The 5,249-nt window shown below is 43.8% G+C and carries 7 protein-coding genes; 1 reads left to right on the forward strand and 6 read right to left on the reverse strand.

Going from position 1 to position 5,249, the window contains the following annotated elements; translation table 11 throughout:
* Window positions 1–243 precede the first annotated feature (243 nt).
* On the reverse strand, window positions 244–708 hold the full coding sequence (locus tag ABYK33_RS13610) for a hypothetical protein (RefSeq protein WP_373033822.1): 465 nt from the start codon (window positions 706–708) through the stop codon (window positions 244–246).
* 268 nt (window positions 709–976) lie between these two features.
* Between ABYK33_RS13610 and ABYK33_RS13615 the strand changes: the two genes are divergently transcribed.
* Complete coding sequence (locus ABYK33_RS13615; RefSeq protein WP_373033823.1) at window positions 977–1,930, forward strand: integron integrase; 954 nt, start codon at window positions 977–979, stop codon at window positions 1,928–1,930.
* A 315-nt stretch (window positions 1,931–2,245) separates the two neighbouring features.
* Here the strand turns inward: ABYK33_RS13615 and ABYK33_RS13620 are convergent, their stop codons facing one another.
* The 5 genes from ABYK33_RS13620 to ltrA all read right to left on the reverse strand — a co-directional run bounded on the left by ABYK33_RS13620 (window position 2,246) and on the right by ltrA (window position 5,119).
* Window positions 2,246–2,686 carry a hypothetical protein gene (locus tag ABYK33_RS13620; protein ID WP_373033824.1) on the reverse strand — a complete coding sequence of 147 codons (441 nt, stop codon included), beginning with the start codon at window positions 2,684–2,686 and terminating at the stop codon, window positions 2,246–2,248.
* Window positions 2,687–2,793: 107 nt separating this feature from the next.
* Entirely contained in the window at window positions 2,794–3,114 is a 321-nt protein-coding gene (locus tag ABYK33_RS13625; RefSeq protein WP_373033825.1) for a hypothetical protein, read from the reverse strand.
* A 117-nt stretch (window positions 3,115–3,231) separates the two neighbouring features.
* Window positions 3,232–3,447, reverse strand: a complete 216-nt coding sequence (locus tag ABYK33_RS13630) for a hypothetical protein (protein WP_373033826.1) — start codon at window positions 3,445–3,447, stop codon at window positions 3,232–3,234.
* A gap of 94 nt (window positions 3,448–3,541) precedes the next feature.
* Window positions 3,542–3,775, reverse strand: a complete 234-nt coding sequence (locus ABYK33_RS13635; protein WP_373033827.1) for a colicin E3-like toxin immunity protein — start codon at window positions 3,773–3,775, stop codon at window positions 3,542–3,544.
* Window positions 3,776–3,913: 138 nt separating this feature from the next.
* Window positions 3,914–5,119 carry a group II intron reverse transcriptase/maturase gene (ltrA, locus tag ABYK33_RS13640; RefSeq protein WP_373033828.1) on the reverse strand — a complete coding sequence of 402 codons (1,206 nt, stop codon included), beginning with the start codon at window positions 5,117–5,119 and terminating at the stop codon, window positions 3,914–3,916.
* Between the last annotated feature and the right edge of the window lie 130 nt (window positions 5,120–5,249).

Genomic DNA, 5,249 nt, shown 5'->3' on the forward strand with positions numbered 1-5,249 from the left:
ATTGTCCTTCAAAACCTGACACGCGGACAGTTACATTTACTCTCACCCAGTCTTCATCATCCACTTTCGATTGTGGTGTAATTTTTAAATACAATCCTTCCGCTTTAATTTCCATGTGTGTATTTTCTTGGTTCTAACGCCTAGCTAAGCCGACCGCTGTAGCGGCGCTTGTTTTGTGCGATTTTGCACAAAACATGTGCCGCGGAAGTGGGTCGGTTTGAGCGCCTTGTTATGAATTAGTATTTAGATCATATTATCGAACGCGCCAATAATGTCATTGTAGAATTCATTTTCTCCTTTATTTTTAGACGAACATATTACAAAAAGGTCTTTTAAAAAAGAAAAGAATTTTACAAATTCACCTTCTTCGATAGCCCCAGAGATAGAAAGAATTGCCCACTCGGCACCTCCTGAGCTTACAAACTTCATTAGATTGTTAATGGATATTTCATCATTTTTAAAAAATTCTTCTCTAATGCCGCTTTCAGCCGTCCACACAAAATAATTGGCTTGAATGACCGCAGATAAAGCAGGCGAAAAATTACCAGAAGATTTAATGAGAAAATCATTAGCCGCAGCGTTTGCAGGGTCGAAAACGTTTTCTTCGTTTGCGCATATATATCCTGTTAACATTGTTGCTGAAATCATTTTGCACGATGGTTTATCCATTGCGGCCTCTATATCTCTTGCCATTTTATCTATATCCAAAACACCCTCCTCTATTGTTTAATTGATGTCTTGTGTTCATAACATCCGTTAATAGGAATTAATTCCTGTTAACGCACCTCACAAACACGCCAAATCACCGAAATACTATGATATTTCAGTGAGTTATCTGAGAATCGCTGTGTTAATGAAATGCGCAAAGGCGGAATTACTTCCTTGTTAATACCGATATAGGGATTAACATATACCCCTTTTCTATTCATTTCAATCACTTACAGAGAGGTTAAGCTTATGGGGTAAACCGAAACTTTTGACTCAGGTTCGTCATGAACTCAGGCGTCGCAACTACAGCATCTCAACCGAGCGCATCTACATCTACTGGCTCAGGCAATACTTCTACTTTCACCAACTGAAGCATCCCGCAGGCCTCACTGGCGATGATGTAACACGCTTTCTCAATCACCTGGCCGTTAACAAGCGGGTATCCGCTAGTGCTCAATCACAGGCACTCAACGCCCTGGCCTTCCTCTACAAGCAGATCCTCCAGGTGGACCTAGGAAGTCTGGATGACCTCAAAAGGCCTAAACGATTCGAGTACCTACCCACAGTTCTAAGCGCTGACGAGGTTAAGGCAATCTTGGGTTGTATGGCAGGGAAAACTGGGCTTGCTGCCAGCCTATTGTATGGAACCGGCATGAGAATTAATGAATGCGTGACACTCCGCGTACAGGATATTGACCTTTCCAATGGCTCTATCTGTATCAGAAACACAAAAGGGCGTAAGTCCCGAGTTACCCTATTACCAGAGAAGCTCGTTTCGCCACTGACACAGCACCTCGTTTGGCGCAAACACCTACATGTCAGTGATCTGAGTAAAGGTTGGGGGTATGTTGACCTGCCAAATGCCTTAAACAGGAAATACCCGAAAGCGGAAACACAATTTGAATGGCAGTATGTGTTCCCATCAAGCACCGTTAATAAAGACCGTGACCGCCCTAATGTGGTACGACGCTGGTATATGTCCAAGTCAACATTGTCGAAATCATTAAAGAGGGCTGTGAATCAATGCAATATCACTAAGCGGGTAACGGCTCATACTCTACGGCATTCCTTTGCTACACATCTATTACAGTCAGGAACAGATATCAGAACCATTCAGCAATTGATGGGGCACAAAGACCTGAAGACCACGATGATATACACCCATATCGCCGCTGAGCATTGTAAGAATACGAAAAGCCCATTTGATAGGCTTTTTGATTAATCGCTATCTATCTGCCGTATATGGACGTGCGGCAGTTAAGTCTGCTCCCTGGTTGAAAGCGGCTATGCGCGCCCATTGCTCGTGAGGACCGCTCCTGGCCGTATCCCGTCTAAGCAGCCTCTAGGCCCCGCCCCACCAGGCCCAACGACTCCTCAGCGACCAAAGGCGACATTAGCCAGGTACCCTCATGGAGTCCGCAGCAGCCCTATCAGCGGACATCAACGTTCAAGCTCAGCCGACCGCCGCAGTGGGGCTTGGCTTGTGCTACACAGCACAAGCCAAGTGCCGCGGAGGTGGGTCGGCTGAAGCGCCTTGTTATGCATTGGTTCCAGACACTTTTTTCTGTTTGTGGTATTCAATTGTTGACAGCATTGACACAATATTGTGTTTTTGACTCGCTGTGGAATTTTGAAGAACAGCCACAGTGGCATTGCCATTGTTTAAAACATAAAAGAATGTCTCTTGAGTATTGTCATTATCTACATCTATTGCGCCAATTTTATATTCATTGTCCACCAACACCTTCGACTGAATATATTTTCTTTTTTCAAGACTCGCAAACTGCTTAGCAACAAACAAACCTTCTTCGTGTTCTTTGTAGAAGTAGACAGGGTGATTATATGCACTGCTAATTTGAATTGTCGTCCCATCGAGTTCATGTTTTCCGATAATAATGGAATCAAATTCTGTGAATTTCCACTCAGAACCCGCGGACAGCGTGAAACATTTAAACTTTATCATGGTGTTTTTATGCATAACGCCGTATTAACAGGCATACCGTAGTGGCGGGCATTTTGTGCGATTTTGCACAAAATGAATGCGGAGGTATGTCCTTGTTGAATTAATTGTTAGATGCATTTTGGTTAACTCTGCCTCATTAGTGACAATATGTTAGCCCCTGAATTATTTAGAAACAGCATTGGAGTGAATGCAATAGTTAGCTTTATGGTCACAGTAATAGCTTTCTTTTTATTAAAATTACTATTTTCTTTGTGATTTAACGCTTCTCTAGAAACGAAGACAATAAATATAGCTGTTACAGTAAGAAACGGGATTCCGTAAATAATTACAAAGTTCACCATATCAGCTGTGATATCGGTGCCAAATACGCCAGTGACAATAATTGCCGCCACCATGTATACAAGCAAAAGATTCACCATTCCGTTAATTTTAGATATATCCATCTTTTTGCATCTAACGCCTAGCTAAGCTGACCGCTGGAGCGGTGCGTATTTTGTGCGACTTTGCACAAAATATGTGACGCGGAAGCGGGTCGGCTTGAGCGACTTGTTAGCAATTTATTAACTCTCATTTTCATTTTTCGCGCTTCCAAGAGGGTTTACTCCTGTAATTGCGACATATAAAAAGATACAGCATGCGAAAGCTATTGCTATAAGTTTAAATTCAAAGGTGAAGTTTTCAGCTCTCAATGAATTAATAATAGTTGCAGCAATGCCAAGTAACCCAAGTAGACCGCATACTATTCGTATTAGCATAGAATGTTTCTTCTTAGTCATTATGTCGATCCTTTGATTATTATTTTATATTGCTAACAGTTATATTAACGAGACCTCATGTCTCGTTATACATTTTTATGTGCTTTGTATGTTGTCACCCGGATGCCTCTATGAAGTATGAGTATTTTGCTAGATTGATTCTGTGGTCTACGTGTTTTTGTAGTTCAGATAAATGCACATCATTTACTTCCCAGCAATCATACATTGGGTCATCAGAGGGAACGCCGAATAGTTTTTGTAGTTGATTAAGTTCAAAATCTTTTAGGTTCTCTTGTCCAACTGAAAACTCCGTGTCTTTGCTATACCACTGTAGATAACGCCTAACCATGATTTTAATTCTTTCACACATTCACGGTAGGAATGCCGGTCACCCGACACCCCCCGCACAGATCCGGACGTGCGGTTTTCCCGCATCCGGCTCCTCGGTCGTACTCGCTTTCGCAGTCAGCAAAGCTCCCTTGTAGACTTACCACCAGACTCTCCTCTGTGCCACTGCCGCTTTACACACAGGCATTGGCAATGGGTTGAAGTCGAGTAGTCGTTTTAATGCACCCCATGTCAGACTCTTACGCCCACTTCGTCGGTTCAGCCACTTATACAGCAGTTTCACCATGTGTGAGTGCACTTGCCAGAGCTCATCAAGGTTTCCTACAACACCAAAATAGTTATAGTGACCTCTGAGCTTGGCTGTGATTTTTAATAGCAGTTGTGGTGTTTTCATGTGCCTGTTTTCCTTAACATAGACTTTGAGAGCCTGCCTCACCGCTTGGAGCTTCTTTCTTGCGGTTCGTCTAAACAGTCTCGCCTCTCCACGACTATCTGTGCCCCAGTAAAACTCGAAGCCCAGAAAACTGAAGTGATGCTGTATTCCTGGCTGAAACCGGCTAAAACGCAGTGTCTGCGTTTTCTCAGGTGCCACTTCTAAATTGAAGTTACCCAATCGCTTGGGAAGCACGCTGTAAAACCGTTCCGCATCTCTGGCATATTGAAAACAGCATACCAGATCATCAGCATATCGGCACATGATGGCATCGCCTTCACATCGGGGTCTAACAACATGATGGAACCAGTCGTCTAACACCGTGTGAAGATAGATGTTCGCCAATATCGGAGAGATACTCCCCCCTTGTGGCGTCCCTTCTTCTGGATAGAAGATGTGACCCTCCTCTTCCAGAATCCCTGCTTTTAACCACTTGCCTATCAGACGAATGAAACGTTTATCGTCCACCCGCCGTGCAATCATCTCCAGCAGATTGTCGTGATCTAGATGATTGAAGAAACCTTTTATGTCGGCCTCGACAACGTATCCAAACCGTCCAAACTGCATTCTGACTGTCAAATCATCCGCCGCCTGTCTGGCTCCCCGACGTGGCCGGTAACCATAGCTAAAGGGATGGAAGTCCTGTTCATAGATGGCACTTAATAGGTCTGACACTGCCGTCTGCACCAACTTGTCTTCGAGCACGGGGATTCCCAGTGGTCGTGTCTTGCCGGGGCTTTTTGGGATGTGTTTCCGTTTAACCAGTTTGGCTCGATATCCTCCTCTTTTCAGGCGTGCGATAAGATCATCAAGATTGGCTCCCAGTTCTTTCTGGTAGTCCTGGTAGGTGACTTTATCTACGCCGGCTGCTGCACGTTTATTGAGACGTTTAAAACAGTGCCCCGAATTCATATACTAAGTGCGACATCCTATTTAAAAGGTGAGGCGAACTATGATAATAAAGTGTTTTCTCTCCCGCCAAGAAGTGAATTCACCTTATGACATATCAACAGCTCACCTCGTATGATAGGTATATATTGGC

Source organism: Sulfurovum sp. (assembly GCF_041562805.1).
In the GTDB taxonomy this organism is placed as follows: domain Bacteria; phylum Campylobacterota; class Campylobacteria; order Campylobacterales; family Sulfurovaceae; genus Sulfurovum.

What these genes read in the sequence shown, in the direction of transcription:
- ABYK33_RS13630 (WP_373033826.1), bottom strand. Translation starts at nt 3,447, where the DNA reads ATGACTAAGAAGAAACATTCTATGCTAATACGAATAGTATGCGGTCTA.
- ABYK33_RS13620 (WP_373033824.1), bottom strand. Translation starts at nt 2,686, where the DNA reads ATGCATAAAAACACCATGATAAAGTTTAAATGTTTCACGCTGTCCGCG.
- ABYK33_RS13635 (WP_373033827.1), bottom strand. Translation starts at nt 3,775, where the DNA reads ATGGTTAGGCGTTATCTACAGTGGTATAGCAAAGACACGGAGTTTTCA.
- ltrA (WP_373033828.1), bottom strand. Translation starts at nt 5,119, where the DNA reads ATGAATTCGGGGCACTGTTTTAAACGTCTCAATAAACGTGCAGCAGCC.
- ABYK33_RS13625 (WP_373033825.1), bottom strand. Translation starts at nt 3,114, where the DNA reads ATGGATATATCTAAAATTAACGGAATGGTGAATCTTTTGCTTGTATAC.